The organism is Streptomyces sp. SP18CS02 (assembly GCF_036322365.1).
Classification (GTDB): domain Bacteria; phylum Actinomycetota; class Actinomycetes; order Streptomycetales; family Streptomycetaceae; genus Streptomyces.
Window position 1 is genome coordinate 126147 of sequence record NZ_JAQYXC010000254.1, and the last position, 25320, is coordinate 151466.

At 70.7% G+C, this 25320-nt stretch carries 29 protein-coding genes and 1 pseudogene; 9 read left to right on the forward strand and 21 right to left on the reverse strand.

Going from position 1 to position 25320, the window contains the following annotated elements:
* The first annotated feature begins 4 nt into the window (after window positions 1–4).
* Complete coding sequence (locus PUR26_RS04900; RefSeq protein WP_329869539.1) at window positions 5–328, forward strand: hypothetical protein; 324 nt, start codon at window positions 5–7, stop codon at window positions 326–328.
* A gap of 28 nt (window positions 329–356) precedes the next feature.
* Here the strand turns inward: PUR26_RS04900 and PUR26_RS04905 are convergent, their stop codons facing one another.
* The 6 genes from PUR26_RS04905 to PUR26_RS04930 all read right to left on the reverse strand — a co-directional run bounded on the left by PUR26_RS04905 (window position 357) and on the right by PUR26_RS04930 (window position 6132).
* The gene (locus tag PUR26_RS04905; RefSeq protein ID WP_329869540.1) at window positions 357–974 is read right to left on the reverse strand and encodes a hypothetical protein; all 618 of its coding nucleotides are present in this window, start codon (window positions 972–974) and stop codon (window positions 357–359) included.
* Window positions 961–2262, reverse strand: coding sequence for an ABC transporter permease (locus tag PUR26_RS04910; RefSeq protein WP_329869541.1), 1302 nt, complete (start codon window positions 2260–2262; stop codon window positions 961–963). The genes PUR26_RS04905 and PUR26_RS04910 overlap by 14 nt, the downstream gene beginning before the upstream one ends.
* Window positions 2256–3032, reverse strand: a complete 777-nt coding sequence (locus PUR26_RS04915) for an ABC transporter ATP-binding protein (protein ID WP_329869542.1) — start codon at window positions 3030–3032, stop codon at window positions 2256–2258. Before PUR26_RS04915 ends, PUR26_RS04910 begins: the two co-directional genes overlap by 7 nt.
* 902 nt (window positions 3033–3934) lie before the next feature.
* Window positions 3935–4519 (reverse strand): Uma2 family endonuclease, encoded by a 585-nt coding sequence (locus PUR26_RS04920; RefSeq protein ID WP_329869543.1) that lies wholly within the window; start codon window positions 4517–4519, stop codon window positions 3935–3937.
* Between the two features lie 66 nt (window positions 4520–4585).
* Complete coding sequence (locus PUR26_RS04925) at window positions 4586–5407, reverse strand: helix-turn-helix domain-containing protein (protein WP_329869544.1); 822 nt, start codon at window positions 5405–5407, stop codon at window positions 4586–4588.
* A 320-nt stretch (window positions 5408–5727) separates the two neighbouring features.
* Window positions 5728–6132 (reverse strand): ATP-binding protein, encoded by a 405-nt coding sequence (locus PUR26_RS04930; RefSeq protein WP_329869545.1) that lies wholly within the window; start codon window positions 6130–6132, stop codon window positions 5728–5730.
* Window positions 6133–6266: 134 nt separating this feature from the next.
* Here PUR26_RS04930 and PUR26_RS04935 point away from each other — a divergent pair, with 134 nt between their 5' ends.
* Both PUR26_RS04935 and PUR26_RS04940 read left to right on the forward strand, forming a co-directional pair.
* The gene (locus tag PUR26_RS04935) at window positions 6267–7097 is read left to right on the forward strand and encodes a helix-turn-helix domain-containing protein (RefSeq protein WP_329869547.1); all 831 of its coding nucleotides are present in this window, start codon (window positions 6267–6269) and stop codon (window positions 7095–7097) included.
* A complete protein-coding gene (locus tag PUR26_RS04940) occupies window positions 7094–7336 on the forward strand; it encodes a DUF397 domain-containing protein (RefSeq protein WP_329869548.1) in 243 nt (80 codons plus the stop codon). The genes PUR26_RS04935 and PUR26_RS04940 overlap by 4 nt, the downstream gene beginning before the upstream one ends.
* Window positions 7337–7450: 114 nt before the next feature.
* On the opposite strand, the gene PUR26_RS04945 is transcribed toward PUR26_RS04940, so the two are convergent.
* Window positions 7451–8002 carry an EF-hand domain-containing protein gene (locus tag PUR26_RS04945; protein WP_329869550.1) on the reverse strand — a complete coding sequence of 184 codons (552 nt, stop codon included), beginning with the start codon at window positions 8000–8002 and terminating at the stop codon, window positions 7451–7453.
* A gap of 192 nt (window positions 8003–8194) precedes the next feature.
* On the opposite strand from PUR26_RS04945, the gene PUR26_RS04950 reads away from it, so the two are divergent.
* Window positions 8195–8632, forward strand: coding sequence for a Uma2 family endonuclease (locus PUR26_RS04950; protein WP_329869639.1), 438 nt, complete (start codon window positions 8195–8197; stop codon window positions 8630–8632).
* Between the two features lie 21 nt (window positions 8633–8653).
* Here the strand turns inward: PUR26_RS04950 and PUR26_RS04955 are convergent, their stop codons facing one another.
* Complete coding sequence (locus PUR26_RS04955) at window positions 8654–9493, reverse strand: GNAT family N-acetyltransferase (RefSeq protein ID WP_329869552.1); 840 nt, start codon at window positions 9491–9493, stop codon at window positions 8654–8656.
* 74 nt (window positions 9494–9567) lie between these two features.
* Here PUR26_RS04955 and PUR26_RS04960 point away from each other — a divergent pair.
* Window positions 9568–9861 (forward strand): annotated as a pseudogene (locus tag PUR26_RS04960) (FAD-dependent oxidoreductase); the annotation flags it as partial.
* Window positions 9862–10068: 207 nt separating this feature from the next.
* On the opposite strand, the gene PUR26_RS04965 reads toward PUR26_RS04960, so the two are convergent.
* Window positions 10069–11946: an AMP-dependent synthetase/ligase gene (locus PUR26_RS04965; protein WP_329869554.1), complete on the reverse strand. Its 1878-nt coding sequence runs from the start codon at window positions 11944–11946 to the stop codon at window positions 10069–10071.
* 149 nt (window positions 11947–12095) lie between these two features.
* Here PUR26_RS04965 and PUR26_RS04970 point away from each other — a divergent pair, with 149 nt between their 5' ends.
* Window positions 12096–13058, forward strand: coding sequence for a MaoC/PaaZ C-terminal domain-containing protein (locus PUR26_RS04970; RefSeq protein ID WP_329869556.1), 963 nt, complete (start codon window positions 12096–12098; stop codon window positions 13056–13058).
* Here PUR26_RS04970 and PUR26_RS04975 read toward each other — a convergent pair.
* The 6 genes from PUR26_RS04975 to PUR26_RS05000 form a co-directional block, all read right to left on the reverse strand.
* Window positions 13044–13661, reverse strand: coding sequence for a TetR/AcrR family transcriptional regulator (locus tag PUR26_RS04975; RefSeq protein WP_329869641.1), 618 nt, complete (start codon window positions 13659–13661; stop codon window positions 13044–13046). The genes PUR26_RS04970 and PUR26_RS04975 overlap by 15 nt on opposite strands.
* A 261-nt stretch (window positions 13662–13922) precedes the next feature.
* Window positions 13923–15260 carry a dicarboxylate/amino acid:cation symporter gene (locus PUR26_RS04980; protein WP_329869558.1) on the reverse strand — a complete coding sequence of 446 codons (1338 nt, stop codon included), beginning with the start codon at window positions 15258–15260 and terminating at the stop codon, window positions 13923–13925.
* A 390-nt stretch (window positions 15261–15650) separates the two neighbouring features.
* Window positions 15651–15905 carry a DUF4229 domain-containing protein gene (locus PUR26_RS04985; RefSeq protein WP_443076977.1) on the reverse strand — a complete coding sequence of 85 codons (255 nt, stop codon included), beginning with the start codon at window positions 15903–15905 and terminating at the stop codon, window positions 15651–15653.
* A 153-nt stretch (window positions 15906–16058) separates the two neighbouring features.
* Window positions 16059–16589: a GNAT family N-acetyltransferase gene (locus PUR26_RS04990; RefSeq protein ID WP_329869562.1), complete on the reverse strand. Its 531-nt coding sequence runs from the start codon at window positions 16587–16589 to the stop codon at window positions 16059–16061.
* Window positions 16590–16798: 209 nt separating this feature from the next.
* On the reverse strand, window positions 16799–17962 hold the full coding sequence (gene mqnE / locus PUR26_RS04995) for an aminofutalosine synthase MqnE (RefSeq protein WP_329869563.1): 1164 nt from the start codon (window positions 17960–17962) through the stop codon (window positions 16799–16801).
* A 93-nt stretch (window positions 17963–18055) separates the two neighbouring features.
* Window positions 18056–18511: an Lrp/AsnC family transcriptional regulator gene (locus PUR26_RS05000; RefSeq protein ID WP_329869565.1), complete on the reverse strand. Its 456-nt coding sequence runs from the start codon at window positions 18509–18511 to the stop codon at window positions 18056–18058.
* 125 nt (window positions 18512–18636) lie between these two features.
* Here PUR26_RS05000 and PUR26_RS05005 point away from each other — a divergent pair, with 125 nt between their 5' ends.
* On the forward strand, window positions 18637–18780 hold the full coding sequence (locus PUR26_RS05005; RefSeq protein ID WP_329869566.1) for a hypothetical protein: 144 nt from the start codon (window positions 18637–18639) through the stop codon (window positions 18778–18780).
* A 31-nt stretch (window positions 18781–18811) separates the two neighbouring features.
* Here the strand turns inward: PUR26_RS05005 and PUR26_RS05010 are convergent, their stop codons facing one another.
* Genes PUR26_RS05010 through PUR26_RS05030 form a run of 5 tightly spaced genes read right to left on the reverse strand, consistent with a single transcriptional unit; the run spans window position 18812 to window position 22997 of the window.
* Window positions 18812–19492, reverse strand: a complete 681-nt coding sequence (locus PUR26_RS05010; protein ID WP_329869567.1) for a UbiX family flavin prenyltransferase — start codon at window positions 19490–19492, stop codon at window positions 18812–18814.
* A gap of 38 nt (window positions 19493–19530) precedes the next feature.
* Window positions 19531–20094: a Uma2 family endonuclease gene (locus PUR26_RS05015; protein WP_329869568.1), complete on the reverse strand. Its 564-nt coding sequence runs from the start codon at window positions 20092–20094 to the stop codon at window positions 19531–19533.
* Between the two features lie 43 nt (window positions 20095–20137).
* Window positions 20138–21061, reverse strand: coding sequence for a menaquinone biosynthesis prenyltransferase MqnP (mqnP, locus tag PUR26_RS05020; RefSeq protein ID WP_443076971.1), 924 nt, complete (start codon window positions 21059–21061; stop codon window positions 20138–20140).
* Window positions 21058–21549 carry a hypothetical protein gene (locus tag PUR26_RS05025; RefSeq protein WP_329869570.1) on the reverse strand — a complete coding sequence of 164 codons (492 nt, stop codon included), beginning with the start codon at window positions 21547–21549 and terminating at the stop codon, window positions 21058–21060. The genes mqnP and PUR26_RS05025 overlap by 4 nt, the downstream gene beginning before the upstream one ends.
* Entirely contained in the window at window positions 21546–22997 is a 1452-nt protein-coding gene (locus tag PUR26_RS05030; RefSeq protein WP_329869572.1) for a menaquinone biosynthesis decarboxylase, read from the reverse strand. The genes PUR26_RS05025 and PUR26_RS05030 overlap by 4 nt, the downstream gene beginning before the upstream one ends.
* On the opposite strand from PUR26_RS05030, the gene PUR26_RS05035 reads away from it, so the two are divergent.
* Both PUR26_RS05035 and PUR26_RS05040 read left to right on the forward strand, forming a co-directional pair.
* Window positions 22996–23463 (forward strand): PLD nuclease N-terminal domain-containing protein, encoded by a 468-nt coding sequence (locus PUR26_RS05035; RefSeq protein WP_443076972.1) that lies wholly within the window; start codon window positions 22996–22998, stop codon window positions 23461–23463. The genes PUR26_RS05030 and PUR26_RS05035 overlap by 2 nt on opposite strands.
* Before the next feature lie 4 nt (window positions 23464–23467).
* Window positions 23468–24409, forward strand: a complete 942-nt coding sequence (locus tag PUR26_RS05040; RefSeq protein WP_329869647.1) for a LysR family transcriptional regulator — start codon at window positions 23468–23470, stop codon at window positions 24407–24409.
* On the opposite strand, the gene PUR26_RS05045 is transcribed toward PUR26_RS05040, so the two are convergent.
* The gene (locus PUR26_RS05045; RefSeq protein ID WP_329869574.1) at window positions 24318–25241 is read right to left on the reverse strand and encodes a DMT family transporter; all 924 of its coding nucleotides are present in this window, start codon (window positions 25239–25241) and stop codon (window positions 24318–24320) included. The genes PUR26_RS05040 and PUR26_RS05045 overlap by 92 nt on opposite strands.
* Window positions 25242–25320 lie beyond the last annotated feature (79 nt).

Consider the following 25320-nt stretch of genomic DNA (forward strand, 5'->3'; position numbering starts at 1 on the left):
GGCCATGAGCCCTGATCAGCCCCCCGCCGCCCGCCTCGCGCCCCTGCCCGACGGCGAGCCCCGGACCGGGATGCCGGCCCTGACGCTGGGCGTCGGCGCCTTCCTGGTCCTCGGCTGCCTGCCGGTCCTGCCGTACCTGGTCCTTCTCGCCCTGCCCCTGGGCATCGCCGCCGTCGTCTCCGGTGTCCGCGCCCTGCGACAGGGCGTCACCGGGACGTCCGGCCGGGCGGCGGCGGTCACCGGGATCACCTTCGGCGCACTGGGGACGCTGGGGTGGGTGGGCCTGATGTGGCTCTGGTACCTGGTCGACCGGGCCGTGAGCCACTGAGCGGACAGCGGCCGCTCGCCGAATGCCGCTATCCCAGCCTTCGCCCCAGCAGGAGGAGTCGCCTCCGCCAGGGAGTTGCCGCAGTCGCAGCGATCCCCATCGTCAGGGCGCATGCGGCGACGGCCCAGCTGAAGAGGTCCGTCGCCGGGTTGGCCGTCCAGTCCCACCAGTTGCGGGGGTACCAGATCAGCAGGAAGGCCGAAGCCAGTGGGATGGCCCAACCCAGTTGCTGCCCCAGCAACCTCACCGCCAGGAGGGCGAGGCCGAGCCAGATCAAGAGGGAGCGGACGAAGACGGCCCCGTGCTCCGGTCCGACGGCGAGCGCCTCGGTGCCGAAGGAGAGAACGCAGGCCGTGAGCGTCAGTCCAGTGCAGTACGCATTGCGGAGGCGGTGCATGGTGCGGGCGCCGGTCTCCTCGTGCGCCGACATCGTTCCGCCGAAGGCGGCCGTGAGGAAGACGGCTGACAGGAGGGGAAGCTCCTGTCGGTAGGGCACGCCGGTGGAGAGACTCGCGCTGCCGATGGACGGGAGCGCGATCCGGGTGCCGCCGAAGTATGCCGACAGGAGGGCGACGGCCGCGGTTCCGGCGAGGATCGATGCGGCCCGGTGGACCCTTGCGTAGCGCAGCAGGTCACCGCCGTTCATCGGGCCTGCACCAGGAGGGATCGCGGAGAAGGTGGCCACGCTCCTGCGCGATCCACTTCTGCTGCTCGGCCGGCGTCATACGCGCCGCCTCGGTCGCTTCGCGCTGGGCGGCGGAGACCCCTTCGATGTGGAGCCCCTTGTCGGCGGCGGCCGGGTCCTGGCCCATGGCCTGGTATTCGAGCCATAGGTGAATGTTGTCGATGGCATGCCATGCCCGACGCTCGTCCTGAGGCGGGCGGCAGCGGCCGAACGCCGTCGTGAACACCTGGTCGGCCATGGCGATCGCCGCGGTGCGTACGTGCCCCTCGGTGATGTCGAATCCCCGGTCTCCCCATGCGGTACGCCGCAGTCCGAATTCGTAGAACTCGTAGGGGCCCATGGCCCGGGGCAGAGCAGGCCCGTCCAGGCGCTGGGCCATCCTGGTCAGCTCCGGCAGGTATTTGCGGTGCTCAGGCCAGACACACACCCGTGGGGCATGTTCGTCGGCGCGGTCGCACAGCGGCTCGGTCGCCGAGGCCGGGCGTTCCCCGCGCAGCTCGCCGGCGGCCGGGACTGCGGCCAGTGCGACGAAGGAGCTGACCGCCGAGACGATGGCGACCGCGCTCGTGTGTCGTGGGAACTTCCGACGAGGCATCTGACGCCCGGCCTTCTGTGGCAATGGCGGTGCCGTGACTGCCAGCACGGCGAGGGCGAGAGCCAAGAGCAGACGGACAGCGACGGGGAGCGGACGAAGGTGGGTGTCCGGCGGTCCCGCGAGGACATCGAACTCGAACGGCAGGGACAGCATGCTGATGAAACAGCCCAGTGCGCAGACAACGGGTGTGAATCCAGGCGAGGGCCACCAGCGGCCGGCCAGGTGACCCACCGACGCGAAGATGACGAGGGTCGCGGCGCCCAGCAGCAGGTAGGACGGCCACAAGAACCCCGGTCCCGCGTCGCCCAGCGAGACGGCCGCCGCGGTGAGGCAGCCGATCCCGTAGGCGAGGAATCCGAGGGTGAGGGTGGCCCCGAGCCTCACGGCCTCGATCCGCCAGCCGGGTCGGGCGGCCGCGAGGAGGAAATCGGGCATCCCCGCCCGGGAGGAGCGTCCGGCCTGCCAGGCGGAGACGCCGGCAAGCATGGGGCCCAGGAAGAGCGTGACGATCTGTGCCGCCACGCTCGCCTCGGGCCAGACGCCGATCCAGTACTGGGACCGCCCGAAGAGCACCGCCAGATCGACCGCGATCATCACGGGGAAGGCGGTGAGGAGAGGGGAGCGTCGCAGCTCGATGCGGTACGTGTTCAGCATGCCGCTTCCTCAGTCGGCCGGCTGCTGCCCAGAACGGTCATGTAGCCGCGCTCCAGCGGGCTGTCTCCCGGGGCGGTGGGCGTGGACCGTTCCGCCAGCTGCTGTGGCGTCCCGCTGTGGACCACCTGTCCCTCACTCAGCACGAGGACGGTGTCACAGGCAGCACCCACGTCCTCCACCAGGTGTGTACTCAGCACCACGGCCACCCCCGAGCGGGCGAGGGAGCGAATCAGGCTGCGGAAATCGAGGCGCTGCGCGGGGTCGAGACCGACGGTCGGCTCATCGAGCAGGAGCAGGGAAGGAGAACCGACGATGGCCGCGGCGATCCCGGCCCGACGGAGCATGCCGCCGGAAAGCGACTTCATGCGGTCGCGGGCCCGGTCGTTCAGCCCTACGGCCGCCAGCGCCTCCTCGACCGCCGGTCCGGCCTCCTTGGACGGGACCTCACGCAGCCAGGCGCAATACCGTACGAAATCGGTGATGGAGAACGCCGGGTAGTAGCCGAATTCCTGCGGCAGATAGCCGATGCGACGACGGACCTGCCGGACGTCCCGTTCTGCGGTGACGGGTTTGCCGAACAGCTCCAGCTCCCCGCTCTGCGGTGGCGAGATCGTGGCGAGGGTACGGAACAGCGTGGTTTTGCCCGCCCCGTTAGGGCCCAACAGTCCGGTGACACCCGGCCGGATGGACAGGTCGAGATCCTCAATAACGCGTCGGCCGCCATACCCCTGAGTAAGGGCCGTCAATCGGGCAATGGGAACAGTCGTCATAAGTGAAATTCCCCGAAATACGCGATGGGCCCGCCGGGACGGCGAGCCCATCGCAGAGCTGGCAAGTTACTGGTGGACCCGAGTGCCGTTGATCTTGAACCTGCACTCGTGGGAGTCGTACTTACCCACATAGCCGTTGGACAGCCTGTCGTAATTCTGCGTATCGATCTGAGCGTTGCAGTCGTAGTTCGTGTACCACCCACTGTATAAGTAGGTGTTCGCGTCGTAGCAGTACCCGTGACCGGACGTGGTGTACCAGTACCCCCGGCAACCCATCTGCCAAGTGCTCTCGTTGTGCGCGCTCGACGTCGGAGCCGCAAGGCCGATAGCGGCCGCCGCCATAGCCGCAACAACAGCACCCTTCGCTGCCTTAGCACCCATTATTCGCGTGGCGATAGCACCCATTTCCCCCCCTGGGAATAATAACTAGAGGCGCAACATCTCCACCTCTCCCCTGTTGATTGCGACACTAGCAGAGCCGCAAACATGAAGCATAGGAACCGCACCGCCAGGCAGAACTTGGCCGAAAGCGCAGGGAGCCATACTCAAAACTATCGGGTGCATGGAAAGGGCGGGCCGGTTTGGTAACTCAGATCGGCCTCAGCATGGCTCGGCGCGGTCGGCATTGACATGGGTTAGGCGCATGAAGTCGGATCGTTCCGCATGGATTGCGAGAGACCGCCGGACCACGGGTCGGCGCCCGCAAGGCCCCCCTGACGTTCCGTCCGCCTCACCGCTCAGGGCGTGTTCTTCAGGCGTACCGCACTGGTAGCGCAGATGCGTGACGCCCTTGCCCTCGGCGGCCGAGAGGGCCCTCCAGTTCGACAGGGGCACGCTTGGGCTCCTTGAAGAAAGGTGTGCCGCCTCCCAGCAGGACGGGCCGCTCGCTCCTCGTAGGTCCGTCAGTACCGGGGCAGCTGCTCGGTCGCGATGGTCCAGTCCGCGATGGTGACGTCCTCGCCGTACAGGAAGTCCTTCCGCGTGGCGTAGCGCGGACCCTCGGGGGTGGAATGGATGTCGGAGAAGACGGCACCCGAGGCGGTACGAGGATCGAAGATCGCGTACACGGGAATGCCGAGCAGCGGGTAGTCGCGCATCTTGCCCACCCAGTCGTTGTCGGGGTTGGAACGCGACACGATCTCGATGGCGGCGATGAGGGTGCGGGGGTCGAAGGATCCCTCGATGTCCATGTCCGCCTCGGCGATGACCATGATGTCGGGGTGCCGCATCACACGCTCGGGCTCGTCCTCGACGTCGGGCGCTCCGGTGTGGGCCACGATCTCGTCCGGCATCACCTTCTCCAGACGCCTCCGGACGCGCAGTGCGGTCAGCTCGTGCCGGCCCCCGGGCGCCGGCAAGTCGTGCACGATTCCTTCCTTGGTGATCTCCAGTTTGCCGGGGACGTCGTGGCGCATCCGCTCCACGACGCCGCGCATCGTCTCGTAGAGGTGAGCGTCACGTCGTGCGTCGCCCGGGGCGATGGTCACCGCGCGCGCTCCTCGTCGTCCGGACCCGGGAGGAAGGGTCGTCGCTCTCATACTGGGCCGCCCCCCTCAGGCCGGGCGGCAGTCGCGGCAGCGGCCCGGTCCCGGGGCGCGGAAGGCGCGTTCGCAGTCCTCGCAGGTCTGGAAGGGGTCCTTCGGTCCCGGTACGGCGGGCAGGGGCGGCGGGAGCATGGCGGTCAGACGGTAGGCCAGGAGGCCCGCCGGGCGCCTGAGCTCGTCGGGCAGGCTCGCGGTCAGGGTGCGGCGTACGGCGTCGGGTGCGGCGCCCCGCTCCAGCCAGGCCGCCACACCGGGGGCCAGCCGCCGCACGTCCGCCTCGGCGAGGAGGAGACGGGGCTCGTCCCGTCGCAGTCCGGCGAGGAGCGCGGTGGCCGCGCGGTGGCGTTCCGGATCCTGGACGGTCGGCTCGGGCAGCGGTGACGCGGGCGCGGACACGGGCGCCGGTACGGGGGCGGGCGCGGGCTCCGGTGTATCCGCCGGTTCCGGTTGCGGCGGTGGGGGCGGCTGCTCCCGGACGGGAGGCTTCTCCGGCTCGGGCGGCTCGAAGGACTCCGGGGCGGCGGGTTCGAGCCGCACCCGCTGGTCGGCGCACGCGCCCGGCCTGTTGTACGAGATGGCGCGCGGAACGATCCGCCCGTTCGGCAGCCGCTCCCGGAAGCGCTCCAGGTACCCGGCCTCCTCCAGCTCCAGCATGGCGGCGGCGATGCGCTGCTCGCTCTCCGGGAAGCGGTTCGCGAAGCACTTGATGCCGATCTTCGCCCCGGGGCGCAGGGACTGGATGTGGACGGCGAGCCCGATCGCGACGAGGCTCAGCTCGCGGTGCTGGGCGAGGTGGTTGCCGACGACCGTGTACTGGCTGTCGTGCCGCACGTTGACGTGGGTGACACCGGATCGGGCGGCCGTCCGGGCAACGGGAGACTTCGCGCGCGAGGGCGCGCTAGGGTGCTGAACATCCATCGGGAAGCGCTTCTTCCTTGGTGGTCAGGCCCTCGATCGGGATGCCAGTCCCGGCCGGGGGCCGACGTATGTCTGGGGTTGTCGCGGTGAGCATATGCCGGTCAACCCGGCCGATATCCAGCTGAGTTGCCACAATCCACCCGTGTGAGTGACGGGAGGCGGGTGGGGTGGGGAAGGGTGTTTTTCCCTCTCAAGGCTTGCTTCTTATGCGTCGTGGGACACCGCGTCGCGGCTCACCGCGTCGCGGAGATCCACGACACGGTGAGCTCCGCCCAGACCGTCTTGCACGGCACCGGACCGACGGTCGTGCCCCACCGGTCGGCCAGCGCCTCGACCAGCAGCAGTCCGCGCCCCGACTCGGCGTCGGACGGCCGGCGGACGACGGGCAGGAGGTCACCTTGGGTGTCGGTCACCTCGATGCGGAGGGTCTCGCCGGACACGGAGACCGCCAGCCGGAAGTCCCGGCCGGGCACCTGCCCGTGCGACACCGCGTTGGCCGCGAGCTCGGCGACCACCAGGGCCGCTTCCTCGAACGCCAGTCCCCAGGCACGCAGTTGCTCCCGTACGAGCAGCCTCGCCAGACGCGCGCCCCGACGCGTGGAGGACAGCTGAACGCCGAACTGGCGAGTGATAGTCATTTCGTGGTTCACGTCACTCAGAGTGGCCGGGGGCGCCTACGCTGACCAGTGATCTCTCCTGTACGGGCGGTGACTGTCCTGCTGCTGTCCGGCCCCGTCCAGGCAGGTACGCGGGCGCGGAAGGCGGGGCGCGGATGAGCGAAGAGGAACTGGGCCTGGAGGACGACGACTCCCAGGCCGTCATCGCGGCGGTGGGCCGCCAGCTCAAGCTGTGGCGCGAGGCGGCGGGCCTGAAACCGGCCGAGTTCGGCACGGCCATCGGCTACGGCGAGAACCTGGTCTACAAGGTCGAGGCCGGCAAGCGCATCCCGCGACCGGAGTACCTGGACCGGGCGGACGAGGTCCTGGGCGCGGGCGGCAAGATCGCCGCCATGAAACGGGACGTGGCGGAGGCCAGGTACCCGAAGAAGGTCCGGGACCTGAAGAAACTGGAAGCGGAAGCCGTCGAGCTCGGCGCCTACACCAACACAGTTGTGCATGGCCTGCTGCAGACCGAGGAGTACGCGCGCGCCCTGTTCGGATTGAGGCGGCCCGCGTACGGCGAGGACGAGGTCGAGCGGCTGGTGGCCGCGCGAATGGCTAGGCAGGAAGTCTTTCGCCAACACCCCGGTCCGCTGCTGACATTCGTCCAGGAAGAGGCAACACTTCGTCGCCCTGTCGGAGGCAGAATGATCCTGCGGCGACAGCTCGACCACGTACTCGAACTTGCCCAGTTGCGGCATGTCGAGATCCAGGTCATGCCGACGGAGGCTGAGGAGCACGCGGGCTTGGCGGGCTCGCTCCGTGTACTCAAACTCAAGGATGGCACCGCCGTGGGGCACGACGAGGTACAGCTCACAAGCCGTTTGATCTCCAACCCCAAGGAGGTGCAGATCCTCGACATGCGCTATGGCATGATCCGGGCCCAGGCTCTCACCCCTCGGGAGTCTCTGGCCTTCATCGAGAAGATTCGGGGAGAGACATGAGCCTCAAGCACCCCACGAGCACAGCACAGTGGGTCAAGAGCAGTCACAGCACCAACGACGGCCCCGCATGCGTCGAAGTCGCCTGGACCAAGAGCAGTTACAGCACCAACGACGGCCCTGACTGCGTCGAGGTCGCCGCCACCTCCGGCACCATCCGGGTCCGCGACTCCAAGAACCCCACGGGCCCGCAGCTCGCGCTCACCCCCGCCGCGTGGACGGCGTTCCTGAAGCTGGCGTAAGCCCTCGGCGCCGGTCGGCGGCCATCCCCTGACGGCTCGGCCAAAGGGCGCGAACACGGCGGCGGCCGCCCACCGGAGTCGGACTCCAGGAGCGGCCGTCTGTGAGCGGGTGGCTCAGACGTGCCCGAAGAACAGGCTGCCCGGCGCGTCCGGGTCGTTGGAGAGGAAGTGCTCACGCACCGCGCGGATGAACTCCTGGCGTGAGATCACGCCGTCCCCGTCGGTGTCCAGCTTGGTGAACGAGTCCATCGCGTCGGGCGCGTCGGTCCTCCACACGTCCCTGAGAGCGCGGGCGAACTCGTCCTTGGAGACCTCGTTGTCGCCGTTGACGTCGATGACGTCGAAGATCGCGTGGCCTGCCCCCTCGGTCACGTTGAGCCGACTGGTGTCGATGACGGCGACGCGGTTGGCCGTGACGAACTGGTCCTTCGTGAGCCGGTCCCCGTCCACGCCCGCGTGGCGCAGCAGCTCCAGCCAGTAGATCTGGCAGAAGGTGTGGAGCCCCCTGGCCCTGCGGTCGTCCCTGTCGAGGCGGTAGGCCTCGACGTAGCGCTCGGCGAGCTTCCGGTAGTCCGTCCAGTCCAGATAGCCGTTGCGGTCGGCATCCAGGGTGTCGAATGTGCGTTCGAGCTTGGCGGTGATGACGTCCTGCGCAGCCGTGGTCATGGGCCGAGTCCTTCCGTGATCTTGTCTCGCGGCGACCTCAGCATGGTGCAGAGCCCCGGAACGGAACACCGAACACCTCTTCATGGCACTCGATGTGGTGATCACCCGCCCCGACAGGAATCAGCGGCCCCGATCAGGGAATTGCCGTCGTCATTCGGCAGGCTCGGCAGCGGGGCCGGCCCCGCCCGGCGGATTCACTCCTGCGAGGCGGCCGCCGAGGCGATTCGTGATCAAGTCCGTCGGCGGGCCCGCGAACTGGACTGCCTCACGGGGTCGGGGAACCTGGACCTGCCGGGATCGTCCAACTGGTACGTGCCCGACATCGCGGTCGTCCCGACCGCGGCGGCCAAAGGCGCCGGTGCGTTGCTGCCCGACCAGACGCTGCTGATCGTCGAAGTGACCTCGGAGACCGACGCCGAGACCGACCGGGTCGTGAAGCGCAAGCGCTACGCCGAGTACGGCGCTCCTCTCCACCTGCTGGTGGACCGTCAGGAACGAAGCGTCACGCTGTACTCCGAGCCCGGACGGCTCGGGTACACACGTGCCGACGGTCCACACCCCTACGGAACGAAGGTCCGTCTGCCCGCGCCGTTCGACCTCGACCTGGACACCAGCGCTCTGGAGCCGTAGGACCGCCCCGCCCCGGCGGATTCACTCGGCGGGCTCGGCGATCAGTGCCGTGCCCACGGGGCGGAAGCCGATGCGGGCGTAGACCCGGGCGACGTCCTCGTCGCCCGCCGAGAGGAAGAGGGTCTCGACGCCCCGCGCCCGGGCGTCGGCCACCAGGGCCGCGGTCACGGCCTGGCCGAGGCCGCGGCGGCGGGCGCTGGGGAGCGTACCCACTCCGACGATCTCGCTGACCGGGCCGACGGGCTGGTGCTGGCCGACGCACAGGACCTCGCCGTCGGACTCGGCCACGGCCACGAGGGTCAGGCCGGCCTTGATGCGCTCCGCCAGGTTCTCCACCGCTCCCGCACCCGCGTGGTCCGCCACGGCCTGCCGCAGCTCCGCCGCACCCGCCGTGCCGACCACGGTCCCGGGGGCGGCGAACGCCACGTGGGGAAGGGCGAGCGCGCTCGGCAGCACGGGGTCGCCCGGCCCGACGACCCGGACCACCACGCCCTCCGCCGTCCCGGGCCGGGACGTCGGTTCCCCGGCGCCCAGCGCCATCAGCGGGTGCTCGTGGACCGTGAGCCCGGCCCCCTCGACCGCGCCCCTGAGGGCGGGCGCGCTCTCCGCGACCCACTCGAAGCTCTCCGGGAGACCCAGCTCTCGCTGCCGCTCCCGCACGCGCAGCACATCCGCGGCCGTCACCGCCTCGGACGCCCCCAGCGCGGGGCGGGCGTAGAACGGCCACCCCTCCCCCTCCCGTACGAACAGGGTCAGGGGCCCGAAGTCCTCGGCGCGGGCGCCTGAGCGCGGGACCGCGTCGTAGTACCGCTCAAGCAGGTCCAGCAGCTCGCCATGGGCGTCACGTTCTACGGAAGTCACCGCGTCATCCAACAACGCCGCGGACGCCGCCGCCACCGAATTGCGCACCGGCCGAGGGGGGTTGGGTTCATACACGCCCGTGGTTCGACGCACAGGCGACGGCCGACCGCGCCAACGAGCGACGCCTCGCCGAAGGCGCACCCCCCTCGGACCGTCGGGCCGCCGCCCTGGCCGCCTGCGCCCTCGACGATCCCGTCGTCATGAGAGCCCGGGCCCAGGTGCGCCACCTCCTGCGGCCGGCCCACGACGCCTACGGCACCGACGAAGTGGACCGGCACGTCACCGCCTGGCTGGCCGCCCGCCCGGACTTCGCGCCGCGGTACGACGGTCCGACCCGGGATCAGTGGGACGCCCTCATCCCGGGCTGAGCGCCTGGCCCGGCACCGGACGCCCGGTGAGCACGTGTTCCGCGGAACCGCCTACGGCGCGGCGGTGCGGAAGGGCACCCGCTGGTGGACGGCGAGTCCGGGGCGTCGGCGGCGACCCGGCGGGGCGCGGGCGTGGCCCCCGGACGGGTCCGGTACCAGGTGCGGCGGGGCCGGCCGGCAGGGGTGGAGGAAGGGCGGGCCGCCGGCCTACCGCGCGTACAGCGCCTCGATCTCCGACGCGAAGTCCCGCGCTATGGCCGCTCGCCTGAGCTTCAGCGAGGGCGTCAGGTGGCCGCTCTCCTCGGTGAAGTCGGCGGTCAGCACCCGGAAGCGGCGGATCGACTCTGCGCGTGAGACCAGGCGGTTCGCGTCGTCGACGGCCCGCTGCAGGGCGGCCAGCAGGTCCTCGTCGTGGATCAGTTCGCGCAGCGGCAGCCGGTCCTTCTTCGTCATCCGCCGCCAGTGCGCGAGACCGTCCGGCTCCAGGGTGATCAGGGCGGTGACGTACGGGCGGTTGTCGCCCACGACCATGCACTGGCCCACCAGGGGGTGGGACCGCAGCCAGTCCTCCAGCGGCGCGGGAGTGACGTTCTTCCCGCCCGAGGTGATGATGATGTCCTTCTTGCGGCCGGTGATGGTGAGGTAGCCGTCCTCGTCGAGCGCGCCCAGGTCACCCGTCGCGAACCACCCGTCGGCGGGGCCGGCCACCGCCCTGCCCGACTCCGCGTCCCAGTAGCCGGTGAAGACGTGGCCGCCGCGCAGCAGCACCTCGCCGTCGGCGGCGATCCGTACCGCCGTGCCGGGCAGCGGCCAGCCGACCGTGCCGAGCCGGGGCCTGAGCGGTGGCGTGACCGTCGAGGCCGCGGTGGTCTCGGTCAGTCCGTAGCCCTCGAAGATCTCGATGCCGGCACCCGCGTAGAAGGACGCGAGGCGCCGCCCGAGCGGGGAGCCGCCGCAGATCACGTACCGTACCCGGCCGCCCAGGGCGGCCCGTATCCGCCGGTAGACCAGCGGGTCGTACAGGGAGCGGGCCGCCCGCAGCCCCATCGAGGGGCCGGGCCCGGTGCCGTGTCCGGCGGCCTCGACGGCCTCGCCGAAGCGCTGCGCGACGCGGGCCGCCCGGTCGAAGGAGGACGCGCGGCCCAGCTTCTCGGCGGTGGCGCGGCCGGTGTTGAACACCTTCTCCAGGACGTACGGGATGGCCAGCAGGAACGTCGGCCGGAACCCGGCCAGGTCGGCGAGCAGGTCCTCGGTGCGGATCGAGGGCGCGTGGCCCAGCCGTACCCGGGCCCGCAGACAGCCGATGGCGACCATGCGGCCGAAGACGTGCGACAGGGGCAGGAAGAGCAGCGTGGAGGCGGGGTCCTTGCTCTTCGACCTGAAGACGGGGTGCAGGAGTTCGACCGCGTTGTCGACCTCGGCGAAGAAGTTGCCGTGGGTCAGGACGCAACCCTTGGGGCGCCCGGTGGTGCCCGAGGTGTAGATGAGGGTGGCGGTCGCCTCGGGGTCGAGCCCCGCCCGGCGCGCGAGGACCACCTCGTCGGGGACGGCCGCCCCGGCCCTGCGCAGCGTGTCGACGGCGCCCGTGTCGAACTCCCACAGGTGGGTGAGGCCCGGGATCTGCTTGCGCTCGTTGCTGACGATCCTGGCCTGGTCCTTGTTCTCCACCACGCAGGCGGCGGCGCCCGAGTCCTGGAGGATCCAGCGGGCCTGGAAGGCGGAGGAGGTGGGGTAGACGGGGACGGTGACGAGCCCGGCCGCCCAGGCCGCGAAGTCGAGCAACGTCCATTCGTAGGTCGTACGGGCCATGATGGCCAGCCGGTCGCCGGGCCGCAGACCTTCGGCGACCAGGCCCTTCGCGACGGCCAGCACCTCGTCCGCGAAGACGGCCGCCGTCACGTCCGCCCACTCTCCGTCCGGGCCTCTGCGGCTCAGCACCGGCTCGTCGGGCGCCTCGCGCGCGTTGTCGAAGGGGATGTCCGCGAGGGACCCCCTCGTCGCGGGCGGGACGAGAGCCGGTACGGACACCTCCCGCACGGCGCCATCGGTGAGGACGCGCTGCGGCCGGACCAGTTCGACTGTCACGTGCGGCTCCTTGAGTTGGGGTTCCGGCGAACTCCCCCGCCCCGTACGGGAAGTGGGCCCCGTGCGGCGCGGGATCGTCTCGACCAGGTCCTGACTTCCGAGTAACCTTACTGGGGAGTAAATCTACGACCGGGCAGGGAGTCAGGACAATGGCCGACCACGATCCGCACCTCGCCCCTACACCCTCCGGCCGGTCCCTCCCCCGCCCCGGCGGCCCGGACCGCGAGGACCCCGGGCACCCCGCCGCACTCGCCCGCACGCTGGCGCTCGGCGCCCTCCGCTCCCCCTTCAAGCGACCCGCGGCGGGCGTCACCGCGCCCCCGTCCCGGCTCGTGCGGCCCGACGTCCGCGTCGACCCGGCCCGGCTCGCCGCGTACGCCCGCGTCTGCGGCTTCTCCGGGACGGGCCCGCTGCCCCTGCCGTACCCGCACGTCCTGGCGTTCCCCCTCGCCATGCGGCTGATGGCGGCCCGCGCGTTCCCGCTGCCGCTCCTGGGGCTGGTGCACACCTGGATCGAGATCACCCGGCACCGCCCGCTGCCGCCGGGCGAGCGGACGGAGCTGACCGTCCGGGTCGCCGGGCTGGCCCCCCACCGCCGCGGCACGGAGGCGACCGTCGTCACCGAGGCCCGGGTGGCCGGTGAGCGGGTGTGGGAGTCGGCCAGCGGCTATCTGGCCCGGCACGCCACGCGGGAGACGGCGGGGCGGGCCGCCGCGACGGCCCGGCCGGACGGAACGCGGCCGGACGTGCCGCTCCTGCCCGCCCGCGCCCAGTGGCGGCTGCCCCACGACCTGGGGCGGCGGTACGGCGGCGTCTCGGGGGACCGCAACCCGATCCATCTGCACCCGCTGACCGCCCGGCTGTTCGGCTTCCCGAGGCCCGTCGCGCACGGCATGTGGACGCTGGCCCGCTGCCTGGCCGAGCAGGAGCCGCCGGCGCGGGTGCACGTGCGGGCCGACTTCCGGGCGCCCGTGCCGCTGCCGGGCACGGTCGTCCACGCCGCCGAGGGGGAAGCCTTCCAGCTGCGCGGCGACGACGGCCGGATCCACGTCACGGGCACGGTGAGAGGCATCACCGCGGCGGCGGAAGCGGCGTCCTCAGGGGGCCGGTGACCAGCGCCGCCCGTCCATGAGGTTGCCGAGCCCGGCCCAGGCGAAGTTCATGAGGGTCGCGGCCGCCTCCTTCGCGGAGACGCCCGGGGTCTCGTTGGCCCAGTCCGCGAGCGATTCCGCCGCACCCACCAACGCCCGCGCGAGGCCCGCGACATCGCGGTCGCCGAACGACGGCTGCTGGTGCGCCTCCCGCGCCGCCGCCCCGATCAGACCCGTCACGAACGCCACGATCTCGTCGCGCATGGCGGCCACCTCGGCGGCGAACGGCTCCCCGTGCGTGCGCGCCTGCCGGTGCAGCACCGACCAGGCGTCGGGGTTGCCGCCGGTGTGGGTGAAGAACGCGGTGAGACCCGCCCACAGCTGACGATCGGCCGGCAGCCCCGGCTCCGCCCCGTCCCGCACGGCGGCGATCAAAGCCGCCGCCTCGCGCCGGATGCAGGCCGTGAAGAGGTCTTCCTTGGAGTTCAGATACAGGTACACCAGCGGTTTCGACACGCCGGCCAGTTCGGCGATCCCGTCCATCGAGGCGGCCCGGTAGCCGAGCTGCCCGAAGGTCCGCACGGCCGCGTCCATCATCTGCTGCTCGCGCACCGCCCGCGGCATCCGCTTCGCCTTCGCACCCGTACTCTTCACGGCTACCGCCACCCACCCTTCGACAGCCGACAAGCCTAAGGCCCACCACGAACGCATGTGCCCACCGCTTATGCCGGGCTTCCGGAAAGGAGCGGTCCCCGCCGCGCCGGGAAGCACCCGGCTCCATGGGTGGCCGCAGGCATCCGACCGGGGCATATGTACGCACGCGCCGACGACGGTGCCCCCGGTCCGGGGACCGGGGGCACCGTCGTGGGCGGAGCGTGAATTGGCTCAGGCGGCGGCGGGCGCCAGCACCTTCTGCTCGGCCTCACGCACGTCGTACTCGTCGACCGGGGAGGACGAGGCGGAGTTGTACGCGTCGTGGTCGAGGATCTTCTCCCGGGCGGCGACGATGACCGGGACCAGGGCCTGGCCGGCCACGTTCGTGGCGGTCCGCATCATGTCCAGGATCGGGTCGATCGCCATCAGCAGGCCCACACCCTCCAGCGGGAGGCCCAGCGTGGAGAGGGTCAGGGTCAGCATGACCGTCGCACCGGTCAGACCGGCGGTGGCCGCCGAGCCGACGACCGAGACGAAGGCGATCAGCAGGTAGTCGCTGACGCCCAGCTGGACGTCGAAGATCTGCGCGATGAAGATCGCGGCGAGCGCCGGGTAGATCGCGGCGCAGCCGTCCATCTTCGTGGTCGCGCCGAACGGCACGGCGAAGGAGGTGTACTCCTTCGGGACGCCGAGGCGCTCGGTGACCTTCTGGGTGACCGGCATGGCGCCGACCGACGAGCGGGAGACGAAGGCCAGCTGGATGGCGGGCCAGGCGCCCTTGAAGAACTGGACCGGGTTGACCTTGGCGACGGTGGCCAGCAGCAGCGGGTACACACCGAACAGGACCAGGGCGCAGCCGATGTAGACGTCGGCGGTGAAGGTGGCGTACTTGCCGATCAGGTTCCAGCCGTAGTCGGCGATCGCGTAGCCGATCAGGCCGACGGTGCCGATCGGCGCGAGGCGGATGACCCACCACAGGGCCTTCTGGAGCAGCTCCAGGACGGACTCGCTGAGGGTGAGGATCGGCCGGGCCTTCTCGCCGAGCTTCAGGGCGGCTATGCCGGCGACGGCGGCCATGAAGACGATCTGGAGGACGTTCAGCTCGGTGAACGGCGTGATGACGTTCTCCGGGATGATCCCCGTCAGGAAGTCCAGCCAGCTGCCCTCCTTCTTCGGGAGCTGGCCGTCCTGCGGGGTGAGGCCGGTGCCGGCGCCCGGGTTGGTGATCAGGCCGATGGCGAGGCCGATGGCGACCGCGATCAGTGAGGTGATCATGAACCAGATCAGGGTCTGGGTCGCCAGCCGGGCGGCGTTGTTGACCTTCCGCAGGTTGGTGATCGACACCAGGATGGCGAAGAACACGAGCGGGGCGACGGCCAGCTTCAGCAGCTGGACGAAGATGTCGCCGATCTGCTCCAGGGTCGTCTTGAGCCAGCCGATCTCCTGGTCACGGGCGAGCCAGCCCAGCAGGACGCCGAGCACGAGCCCGGTGACGATCTGGGCCCAGAACGGGAACTTCGACAGGGGATTCGCGCGCTTGGTCACGGGGTTCGCGGCATTCGCGGACACGGACACACTCCAGAAGTGCGTATCGGGACATACGGGGACGGGTGCGGCGCCCATGCGCTCAGACGGCGCCGCTGCATGATGCCGGGTCAGACAGCGCGGCAACAGACCGCGGACATACAGCGGCAGAGATCGACGTGCAGGCGCGCCACGAGCGGGATGCTCACGGCTTCGTGGGGGCGCACTGCTGTCTTCATGTCGAACACGTTAACACTTGAACTTTGAGAACCTCAAAGCTGTCCTTTGGGGGTATAAGGCGCCCGGAGCCGGGCCGGCTTCCGCCCGGCCCTCGCGGGTGCCCGGAAACGCGGGACACCCCGGGCGGAAGGGGTCGCTTCCGCCCGGGGTGTCCGGGACGAATGTGAGAAACGTCTACAAGGCCGCAGGCCGCCGCTACAGCGCCGTGCTGTCCTCCTGGGTCCGGTTGGCCTCCAGCCGGGTCTTCGCCTTGTCGACCTTCTCCACGATCTGCGCCGACATGGCGTCGCGCTGGCCGCGCAGCAGCACGAAGCTGAGCGGCGCGGAGATCACGATAGAGAGCAGCAGCACCCACAGCAGGTTCGAGTCGCCGAGCCCTCGCGGCAGCGCGCCGACGTACACCAGTCCCCACAGGGCGAAGAAGCACGCGGCGAAGATGCCGAACCGCATCAGCGTGTACCGGATCGTGGCGCTCGTTCTGGTGGCAGCGGGCACGGCGGGCCTTCTTCCTTCTCCGTACGGCGATTCCTGCACGACCAGTGAAGCACGTGCCGATTCGATCAGTTCAGGGGGTGAGGGCGCGGTCCGGGGGTGACGGCGGGGTCAGGGGCGGTGCAGCTGGAGCAGCATGATGATGTCGTCGCGGTCGTCACCGTCGGCGACGCGGATCGCGTCCGGAACCCGGCCCACTTCCTTGTAGCCGCACGAGGCGTAGAACCGGTCGACGCCGGTGCCGCCCCGGCAGGTGAGGCGGACGGCCTCGACACCGGCCATGCCGCGTACCGCGTCCTCGGTCGCCGCCATGAGGGCGCGTCCGTACCCCTTGCCCTGGTGGCGGGGGTGGACCATCACCGTGTAGAGCCAGACCCAGTGCCGCATCAGCCGGTGCGCGTTGTGGGCGATGAAGACCGTGGCCGCGACGGTCCCGTCGGCCTCGCGCCCGACGAGCAGCCGGGTACGGCCCTCGCTGATGGCCGTGAGGTGCTTGACCCACTCGGGCCGGACGTCGTCGACGGTCACCGGCGGTACGAAGCCGACCGCGCCGTCCGCGTTGGAGACGTCCGTCCACAGGCTGAGGACGCCGTCGCGCAGGGCCGGGTCGATGTGCGGGTCCAGTTCGAAGTTCAACGGCATGCGTATGACGATAAACGCCCCCGCCACGGGTCCCCGGGCCCCGTCCGAGGACCGGACGCCCTTCTCGACGTCCGCCGGAAACCCGCTCCGCGCGGGCCCGCGCACGCCTGCCCGGCGCGCCTGGCCGCCGCATGACGACGGCCAGGCGCCCGGACACCCGGGGCACCTGGCCGGTCGCACGAGTCGGTCGGGCGGACGGCTCCGCCGCGTCAGACCCGCATGGGCTGCGGCGACTCGCGACGCTCCGCGTCCGGGCCCGGGTACTCGCGGATGATCTCGTAGCGCGTGTTGCGCTCGACCGGGCGGAACCCGGCGTCCCGGATCAGCTCCAGCAGGTCCTCACGGCCCAGCTTGCTGGGCGTGCCGTAGTTGTCGGCGTCGTGCGTGATCTTGTACTCGACGACCGAGCCGTCCATGTCGTCCGCGCCGTGCTGGAGCGCCAGCTGGGCGGTCTGCACGCCGTGCATCACCCAGAAGACCTTGACGTGCGGGACGTTGTCGAAGAGCAGCCGCGAGACGGCGAAGGTCTTCAGCGCCTCGGCGCCGGTCGCCATGGTGGTCTGCGCCTGGATCCGGTTGCGGATCTTGCCGTCCTTCATGTCGACGAAGTCGTGCTGGTAGCGCAGCGGGATGAAGACCTGGAACCCGCCGGTCTCGTCCTGGAGCTCACGCAGCCGCAGCACGTGGTCGACGCGGTGCCGGGGCTCCTCGATGTGCCCGTACAGCATCGTGCTCGGGGTCTTGAGACCCTTCGAGTGCGCCAGGCGGTGGATGCGCGACCAGTCCTCCCAGTGGGTGCGGTGGTCGACGATGTGCTGGCGGATCTCCCAGTCGAAGATCTCCGCGCCGCCACCGGTCAGCGACTCCAGACCCGCCTCGATCAGCTCGTCGAGGATGTCGGAGGCGGACATCCCGGAGATGGTCTCGAAGTGGTGGATCTCCGTCGCGGTGAACGCCTTCAGCGAGACGTTCGGCAGCGCCTTCTTCAGCTCGCTGAGCGAGCGCGGGTAGTAGCGCCACGGCAGGTTGGGGTGGAGCCCGTTGACGATGTGGAGCTCGGTGAGGCTCTCGTTCTCCATCGCCTTGGCGAGGCGGACGGCCTCCTCGATGCGCATCGTGTACGCGTCCTTCTCGCCCGGCTTGCGCTGGAACGAGCAGTAGGCGCACGAGGCGGTGCACACATTCGTCATGTTGAGGTGGCGGTTGACGTTGAAGTGGACGACGTCACCGTTCTTGCGCGTCCGCACCTCGTGCGCCAGGCCACCGAGCCAGGCCAGGTCGTCCGACTCGTAGAGGGCGATGCCGTCCTCGCGGGTCAGTCGCTCCCCGGACCGGACCTTCTCCTCCAGGTCGCGCTTGAGTCCCGCGTCCATCTGCGGCCGCCTCCCATACGTCTGTCGATCGAGCTCCACCCACCGTACTCCCCCGCTCTTTTCGGGCGGGGGGACCCCCACCGGCGCCGCGCGTCAGCCCTCCTCGGGCAGGTCGCCGACCCGGTTCTCCCACTTCGTGGACAGCACGATCGTCGTACGCGTACGGGACACGCCCTTCGTCCCGGAGAGCCTGCGGATGGTCTTCTCCAGCCCGTCCACGTCGCTCGCCCGCACCTTGAGCATGAACGAGTCGTCCCCCGCGATGAACCAGCAGTCCTCGATCTCGGCGAGGTCCTTGAGCCGGCGCGCCACGTCCTCGTGGTCGGCGGCGTCGGAGAGCGAGATGCCGATCAGCGCCGTGACGCCGAGGCCGAGCGAGGGGGAGTCCACCGTGGCGCGATAGCCGGTGATGACGCCCGCCGCCTCCAGGCGGTTGATGCGGTCGGTCACGGAGGGGCCCGAGAGCCCCACCAGCCGGCCCAGCTCGGCGTACGAGGCCCTGCCGTTCTCCCGCAGGGCCTGGATGAGCTGCCTATCCACGGCGTCCATATGCCTGAAGCCTTCCATTGTCCAGCGATACCGCGCGTTTGAGTGTAGAATCTAAGGCACACAGGGCTGAAGCCCTGCGAATCTTTCAGATGATCAACGACGATCCTTCAGGAGATGACCTCACCGTGTACACGATCGAGATGGCCTACGCCCACATGCGCTCGCTGCAGGAGCTGGCCAACCGCTCGCGTGCCCACCAGCCCGCCGCCGCACTGCGCGCCGACCGGGCCACCGCCCGCGCGACCGCCCGTCGCGCCCGCAAGCGCTAGTCGCCCCACGAGCGCCGGTCGTCCACCGGCGCTAGTCCCCCCGGGAGCCACCGAGCTCTCCCTTCCAGCGGCGGTACAACTGGTGCGGCACCTCCGCCGCGTCCAGCACCCGCCCCGCGACGAAGTCCACCAGGTCCTGGATGTGCGTCGCTCCCGCGTAGAACGCCGGTGAGGCGGGCAGCACCACGGCGCCCGCCTCGTCCAGCGTCACCAGATGCCTGAGGGTCTGCCCGTTCAGCGGCGTCTCCCGCACCGCGACCACCAGCCTGCGGCGCTCCTTGAGCGTCACGCTCGCCGTCCGCTGCAACAGGTCCTTCGACAGCCCGAGCGCCACACCGGCCACACACGCCGTGGACGCGGGCACGATGAGCATCCCCTTGACGGGATACGACCCGGATGACGGCCCCGCCGCCAGATCGCCCGCCGCCCAGTGGCGCACGCCGTCCAGGTCCGCGGCGGCCACGTCGAACGTCCCGGGCTTGCCGTCCGCTCCCCTGGCCAGCCAGGTGCGCAGGTCCTCGCGCCAGTGCGCGTCCCGGTACGCGATCCCGGTCTCGTCGAGCAGCGTCAGCCGGGACGCCCGGGACACCACCAGATCGACGCTCTCACCCGCCGCGAGCAGCCCGCGCAGCACCGCGGCGGCATAGGGGGTCCCGGACGCCCCGGACACCCCGACGACCCACGGACGACGCTGCGCAGTTACCGGCTCCACACGATGAGCCTATCCGGCGCGGCACCCCGGGGTCCCGGTCAGGTGGCGCTCGGGTCCACCGGCAGGTCCGCGGTGCCGATGGTGAACTTGCCGATCCCCGTCTCCACGACGATCTCCCCGCCGTACGGGATGACATCGCGACCGCGGTAACCGTCCGGACCCGGGTTCCAGAGGGTCACACAGTGCGCCTTGTAGGGGTCGAAAATGAGGTAGTGCGCGATGCCCCGGCGCGCGTACGCCCGGTCCTTCACCTCGTAGTCGTTGCGCACACTGCTCGGCGAGACGACCTCGACGGCCAGCTCGACGAGGTCCGGCGGGTAGGCGCTGAGGTTCTTGCGCTCCTCCGCCTTCGGGATCACGGCGAGGTCGGGACAGAACTCGTTGTCGGCGTCGAAGGGGACTGCGACATCACTGATGAACCCCCACTCCTGCGAGGCTTGGGATTCCAGCGCGTTCCACACACGCCGGATCGTCTGCGCGTGGTGCGGCTTGACCGGACTCATCACGATGGCGCCCTCGACGATCTCCGTCCGGTAACCGGGGAACATGTCCTCGAACCGGCTGAGCTGCGAGTGCAGGCGGTCGCTCTCCGAGATGGTCACGTCGGCCTCCCTTCCCTGCACCCGATGGTAGGCCGCACCGTACCTACAACGTCAGGCCCCGCACGGCGAGATCCAGCAGGGCGCACACGAACAGAGCAATGCCGATGAAGCCGTTGACCGTGAAGAACGCCCGGTTCAGGCGGGACAGGTCGTGGGGCTTGACGATGGTGTGCTCGTAGAGGAAGGCCGCCGCCACGACGACCAGGCCCGCCCAGAAGAAGACGCCCGCGTCCGTCGCCAGGGCGTACCAGACCAGGAGGGCGGTCGTGACGACATGGCACCCGCGCGCCCCGTACAGCGCCGCCGGGATGCCGAAGCGGGCCGGTACGGACTTCACGCCGTGCGCCCGGTCCGCCTGGACGTCCTGGCAGGCGAAGATCAGGTCGAAGCCGCCGATCCAGACGCCGACGGCCAGCCCCAGTATCACCGCGTCCCACGACCACGCGCCGGTGACCGCGAGCCAGGCGCCGACCGGGCCGATGGCCTGGGCCAGACCCAGGATGGCGTGCGGGAAGTTCGTGAACCGCTTCCCGTACGGGTAGACCACCATCGGCACAACGGCCAGCGGCGCCAGCATCAGACAGAGCGGGTTGAGCAGCGCCGCCGCTCCCAGGAACACCACCAGGGCCACCAACGCGCCGGTCCACGCGGACCGCACGGACACGGCGCCGGTGACCAGCTCCCGGCCGGCGGTGCGCGGGTTCCGCGCGTCGATCTCCCGGTCGATGATCCGGTTGCAGGCCATCGCGAACGTCCGCAGGCCCACCATCGCGACGGTGACCAGCAGCAGCTCGATCCAGTGCACCGACCTGTCGGTGCGGAACATCGCGGTGAGCGCGGCGATGTACGCGAAGGGCAGCGCGAAGACCGAGTGCTCGATCATCACGAGCCGCAGGAACGCCTTCACCTTGCCGGTGGGCCGCGACGCCGGGCCGGACCCGACGACGCCGTCGGCGGTGGTCATCATGCGAGGCTCCCGAGGAACGCGTCGAGGTCGGCCAGCAGTCCCGCCACGGGCAGCGGCCCCGTCCGCACGGTCAGCGCGTCCCCCTCACCGCCGTCGGGCGGGATGACGTGGATCTCGAAGCCGAAGGCGCCGGCACCCGCGGGGCGGGCGTCCAGGCGCAGCACGGCGCCGCCGTCGACGGTGAAGGGCCGGGGTTCGGCGCCGGGCGCCGAGGCCGCGGCGAGCTCGGCGCGCAGCCGCTCCGCGAAGCCGGCGGGCTCGCTGTCGCGCACCCCGGGCAGTTCGAAGCCGTCGCCGCCGCCCTCGTGCTCGACGAGGACCGCCCAGACGTCCCCGGAGCCCGCGAACTCCTCCGGCGTCACACCGGCGTCGGCGGCCGCCCGCACGATGTCGGGCTGCGTCGGGTCGAGCTCCGGGCGGACCAGGGCCACGTAGTCCGTGCCGGTGCCGAGGAACAGCGCGGGGCCTCCCGCCCCGGTGGCGCTCACAGCCCGTACTCCTTCCAGCGGCGGTCGACCAGCGCGGCCGTCGAGGGGTCCGACTCGACCATGTCCGGCCAGCCGCCGTCCCGGGTGTAGCCCTCCTCGGGCCACTTCCTCGTGGCGTCGATACCCGCCTTGCCACCCCAGAACTGCTGGTAGGAGGCGTGGTCCAGATGGTCGACCGGGCCCTCGACGACCGTGAGGTCACGGGCGTAGTCGGTGTTGCCGAGCGCCCGCCAGGAGACCTCGTGGAGGTTGCGGACGTCGCAGTCGGCGTCGACGATCACGATCAGCTTGGTCAGCGACATCATGTGCGCGCCCCAGATGGCGTGCATGACCTTCTGGGCGTGCTTCGGGTACTTCTTGTCGATCGAGACGATCGCGCAGTTGTGGAAGCCGCCGGACTCCGGCAGGTGGTAGTCCACGATGTCCGGCACGATGATCTTGAGCAGCGGCAGGAAGAAGCGTTCCGTCGCGCGGCCGAGCGGGCCGTCCTCCGTCGGCGGGCGGCCGACCACGATCGACTGGAGCAGCGGGCGCCTGCGCATCGTCACGCAGTCGATGGTGAGCGCCGGGAACGGCTCCTGGGGCGTGTAGAAGCCGGTGTGGTCGCCGAACGGCCCCTCCGGCAGCATCTCGCCGGGCTCCAGCCAGCCCTCCAGGACCACCTCGGCGTTGGCCGGCACCTGGAGCGGGACCGTCTTGCAGTCGACCATCTCGATGCGCTTGCCCTGGAGGAAGCCGGCGAACAGGTACTCGTCGATGTCCTCGGGCAGCGGCGCCGTCGAGGCGTACGTCACGGCCGGCGGGGCGCCGAAGGCGATCGCGACGGGAAGCCGCTCACCGCGCCGGGCGGCCACCTGGTAGTGGTTGCGGCTGTCCTTGTGGATCTGCCAGTGCATGCCGATGGTCCGCTTGTCGTGCCGCTGGAGCCGGTACAGGCCCAGGTTGCGGATGCCGTTCTCGGGGTGCTTCGTGTGGGTGAGGCCCAGGTTGAAGAAGGAGCCGCCGTCCTTCGGCCAGGTGAACAGCGCGGGCAGCCGCTCCAGGTCGACGTCGTCGCCGGTGAGCACGACCTCCTGCACGGGTGCGTCCTTGACCTTCCTCGGCGGCACGTGGGTCATGGCGCCGAGCTTCCCGAACGCCTCGCGCACCCCGATGAAGCTGCTGGGCAGCTCGGGCTTGAGCAGCCCGCCGATCTTCCCGCTGATCTCGTCGTACGACTTCAGCCCCAGCGCCTTCAGCAGCCGCCGGTCCGTCCCGAAGACGTTCATCGCCAGGGGCATCGACGCGCCCTTGACGTTCTCGAAGAGGAGCGCGGGGCCGCCCGATTTCTGGACCCGGTCGACGATCTCCCCGACCTCCAGATACGGGTCGACTTCGGCCTTGATGCGCTTGAGGTCGCCTTCGCGCTCCAGCGCCCTGAGCAGCGAGCGGAGATCGTCGTAAGCCATGGGGTCCAGTATCCGGTACGCACTACGCTGGACCTGTCACGGGGGCCGCGACGCCGGCCCCGAGCTCTTCGTGCAGGGGGTCGCCATGCTGCGGGTACTGCTGTTCCTGGTGCCGCTGGCGCTCAGCGTCTACGCCTTCATCGACTGCATCACCACCGACGAGAAGGACGTCCGCTACATCCCGAAGCCGCTGTGGGCGATCCTCGTCCTGCTCTTCCCCCTGGTCGGTTCCGTCTCCTGGCTGATCGTCGGCAAGGAGCGCGCCGCGCTGTCCGGCGGCGCCTCCCGCCGCGGCGGCTGGGTCGCCCCGGACGACAACCCCGAGTTCCTGCGGTCCCTGCGCGAGGAGACCGGCAAGGACACCGGGCCGGGCGGGAACACCGCCGACGACCCCGGGCGGGACGGCGGCCGCGACTCCGCCGGGGACGCCGTCGACGGGGACGACCCCGACAAGCCCAGGCCCTGACGTGCTGGAGCTGCGACTGCTGACCACCTTCGAGAAGGTCGCCACCGTGCTCAGCTTCACCCGGGCGGCCGCTGAACTGAAGTACGCCCAGTCCAGCGTCACCGGCCAGATCCGCGCCCTGGAGTCCTCGCTGGGCACCGAGCTGTTCGAACGGCTCGGCAGCCGCATCCGGCTGACGGAGGCGGGCGAACGGCTGCTGCCCTACGCCCGCCGGATGCTGGACCTCGCCGAGGAGGCCCGGTCCGCCGTCACCGGGACCGGCGAACCCGCCGGCCCGATCAACGTCGGCACCATGGAGTCGCTGACCTCCTACCGCCTGCCCGCGCTGCTGGAGCTGTTCCACCACCGCTATCCGAAGGTGCGCCTGTCGCTGCGGCCCACCCTCGGCGACGAGACCCGCCGGGCCCTGCGCCAGGGCATGTACGACATCGGGTTCCTGATGGAGCCGGAGACCGTCCATCCGGGACTGACGAGCGAGGTGCTCGTCACCGAGCCGCTGGTGCTGGTGGCCGCCCCCGCCCACCCCCTGGCCGGCGGGGCCGGGCTGACCACCTCCGCGCTGGCCGGGGTGCAGCTGGTGGGCACCGAGCCGGGCTGCCCCTACCGGGACCTGTTCGAGGAGGAGCTGCGCGGGAGCACCGGGGCTCCGCCGCCCTTCAGGGAGTTCGGGACCGTCGAGGCGACCAAGCGCGGCGTCGCCGCGGGCCTCGGCGTGGCGCTGCTGCCGCTGGTGACCGTCCGGCAGGAGCTGGCGTCCGGCGTCCTTGTGGCCCTGCCCTGGGAGCCGCCGTTCCGGCTGTACACCCAGGTGGCCTGGCGGGAGGGCAAGCGGCTGCCGGCGCACGTGCGGCTGTTCATCGACGAAGCGCAGCGGCTGGTGCGGGAGCAGGAGCGGGAGCGGGAGCCGCGGCACGCACCACCGGACCCGGTGTCCCCGCGCGGTTGACGCGCAGGCTCGCCAGCACGATCAGCGGGACGCCCAGCGTCTGGACCAGGCCGACGTGGTGGCCGTACACCGCCCAGTCGGCGACCATCGCGACGGCCGGGTAGGTGAAGGCCAGCACCGCGATCCTGGCGGTGGCCAGCTTCTGGTACGACGAGTACATCAGCACGTACATGAGACCGGTGTGGATCAGACCGAGCCCGGCCAGCCACGCCCAGCCGGCGCCCGCGCCGCCCATCGCCGACAGGTCCGCGAACGGCAGCAGCAGCGGGATGCCGACCAGCACCTGCACCAGCGCGACCAGATGCGGGCGCACACCGGTGACCCGCTTGGTGACGACGGTCGCCGCCGCGTAGAGGACCGCGGCCGTCAGGGCGAGCCCCAGCCCCGTGAGCGAACCCGTGTCGCCCGGCCGGATCCCGGAGACCAGGACCAGTCCGGCGAACGCCACGACGAGCCAGCCGAGCCTCGCGGCCGTGAGCCGCTCCCGCAGCAGCACCGCGCCGAGCAGCACCACGTGGAAGGGCTGCGTGTGGTAGACGACCGTGGCGAAGGAGATCGAGGTGGCCTCGTACGCCTCGAAGAGGAACACCCAGTTGAAGACGGTGAACACCCCGCCGAGCGCGGCGAGCCCGAGCTTCCTCGGGGTGAAGCCGTGACCGGTGAGGTACCCGCGTGCCAGGGAGTACCCGGCGAGGGCGAGCGCCCCGAAGAGGCACCGGAAGAACACGACGTTGAAGGGGGACGCCCCCGACTCCACCACGAAGATCCCTATGGTGCCGGAGAGCACCATGGCGAGAGTCAGCTCGATGGTGCCCTTGGTCTCGTTTCTCATGACGGCGACGCTACGAACCGGGGCGGCGGCCGGTCCACGAGCCGGTGGGGCGTCCTGCCGATGGGCCCATCGGCGCGTC

Bases quoted from the DNA above. Each gene is read 5' to 3' on its own strand.
- mqnE (WP_329869563.1), bottom strand. From the start codon at position 17,962: ATGGACGCGGGACTCAAGCGCGACCTGGAGGAGAAGGTCCGGTCCGGG.
- PUR26_RS05035 (WP_443076972.1), top strand. From the start codon at position 22,996: ATGGGGTCCAGTATCCGGTACGCACTACGCTGGACCTGTCACGGGGGC.
- PUR26_RS04930 (WP_329869545.1), bottom strand. From the start codon at position 6,132: ATGACTATCACTCGCCAGTTCGGCGTTCAGCTGTCCTCCACGCGTCGG.
- PUR26_RS05000 (WP_329869565.1), bottom strand. From the start codon at position 18,511: ATGGACGCCGTGGATAGGCAGCTCATCCAGGCCCTGCGGGAGAACGGC.
- PUR26_RS05030 (WP_329869572.1), bottom strand. From the start codon at position 22,997: ATGGCTTACGACGATCTCCGCTCGCTGCTCAGGGCGCTGGAGCGCGAA.
- PUR26_RS04945 (WP_329869550.1), bottom strand. From the start codon at position 8,002: ATGACCACGGCTGCGCAGGACGTCATCACCGCCAAGCTCGAACGCACA.
- PUR26_RS04940 (WP_329869548.1), top strand. From the start codon at position 7,094: ATGAGCCTCAAGCACCCCACGAGCACAGCACAGTGGGTCAAGAGCAGT.
- PUR26_RS05045 (WP_329869574.1), bottom strand. From the start codon at position 25,241: ATGAGAAACGAGACCAAGGGCACCATCGAGCTGACTCTCGCCATGGTG.
- PUR26_RS04905 (WP_329869540.1), bottom strand. From the start codon at position 974: ATGAACGGCGGTGACCTGCTGCGCTACGCAAGGGTCCACCGGGCCGCA.
- PUR26_RS04985 (WP_443076977.1), bottom strand. From the start codon at position 15,905: ATGCGGTTCGGCATCTTCGCCGCGTGCTTCTTCGCCCTGTGGGGACTG.
- mqnP (WP_443076971.1), bottom strand. From the start codon at position 21,061: ATGATGACCACCGCCGACGGCGTCGTCGGGTCCGGCCCGGCGTCGCGG.
- PUR26_RS04900 (WP_329869539.1), top strand. From the start codon at position 5: ATGAGCCCTGATCAGCCCCCCGCCGCCCGCCTCGCGCCCCTGCCCGAC.
- PUR26_RS04975 (WP_329869641.1), bottom strand. From the start codon at position 13,661: ATGCCGCGGGCGGTGCGCGAGCAGCAGATGATGGACGCGGCCGTGCGG.
- PUR26_RS04935 (WP_329869547.1), top strand. From the start codon at position 6,267: ATGAGCGAAGAGGAACTGGGCCTGGAGGACGACGACTCCCAGGCCGTC.
- PUR26_RS04970 (WP_329869556.1), top strand. From the start codon at position 12,096: ATGGCCGACCACGATCCGCACCTCGCCCCTACACCCTCCGGCCGGTCC.
- PUR26_RS04990 (WP_329869562.1), bottom strand. From the start codon at position 16,589: ATGCCGTTGAACTTCGAACTGGACCCGCACATCGACCCGGCCCTGCGC.
- PUR26_RS04910 (WP_329869541.1), bottom strand. From the start codon at position 2,262: ATGCTGAACACGTACCGCATCGAGCTGCGACGCTCCCCTCTCCTCACC.
- PUR26_RS04915 (WP_329869542.1), bottom strand. From the start codon at position 3,032: ATGACGACTGTTCCCATTGCCCGATTGACGGCCCTTACTCAGGGGTAT.